At 52.1% G+C, this 1,028-nt stretch carries 1 rRNA gene; it reads right to left on the bottom strand.

Going from position 1 to position 1,028, the window contains the following annotated elements:
• Positions 1–1,028: ribosomal RNA gene (locus D3H34_RS32980) — 23S ribosomal RNA — on the bottom strand; the annotation flags it as partial.

The following is a 1,028-nucleotide window of genomic DNA, read 5'->3' on the forward strand; positions in this document are numbered from 1 at the left end:
GAACGACTCTTCAGGGGGCTCAAGGCCCCGGCAGATCTCATCTTGAAACGAGTTTCCCGCTTAGATGCTTTCAGCGGTTATCTCTTCCACACTTAGCTACTCGGCAATGCCACTGGCGTGACAACCGATACACCAGAGGTGTGTCCACTCCGGTCCTCTCGTACTAGGAGCAGGCTTCCTCAAATCTGCAGCGCCCACGGAAGATAGGGACCAAACTGTCTCACGACGTTTTAAACCCAGCTCACGTACCTCTTTAAATGGCGAACAGCCATACCCTTGGGACCGGCTACAGCCCCAGGATGAGATGAGCCGACATCGAGGTGCCAAACACCGCCGTCGATATGAACTCTTGGGCGGTATCAGCCTGTTATCCCCAGAGTACCTTTTATCCGTTGAGCGATGGCCCTTCCATACAGAACCACCGGATCACTATGTCCTGCTTTCGCATCTGCTCGACTTGTCAGTCTCGCAGTTAAGCACGCTTATGCCATTGCACTATCGTCACGATGTCCGACCGTAACTAGCGTACCTTCGAACTCCTCCGTTACGCTTTGGGAGGAGACCGCCCCAGTCAAACTGCCTACCATGCACTGTCCCCGATCCAGATAATGGACCTAGGTTAGAACCTCAAACACACCAGGGTGGTATTTCAACGTTGGCTCCACAAGATCTAGCGACCCTGCTTCAAAGCCTCCCACCTATCCTACACAGATCTGTTCAAAGTCCAATACAAAGCTACAGTAAAGGTTCATGGGGTCTTTCCGTCTTTCCGCGGGGAGATTGCATCATCACAAACATTTCAACTTCGCTGAGTCTCAGGAGGAGACAGTGTGGCCATCGTTACGCCATTCGTGCAGGTCGGAACTTACCCGACAAGGAATTTCGCTACCTTAGGACCGTTATAGTTACGGCCGCCGTTTACTGGGACTTCAATCAAGAGCTTGCACCCCATCATTTAATCTTCCAGCACCGGGCAGGCGTCACACCCTATACGTCCACTTTCGTGTTTGCAGAGTGCTGTGTTTTTA

The organism is Acidovorax cavernicola (genome assembly GCF_003581445.1).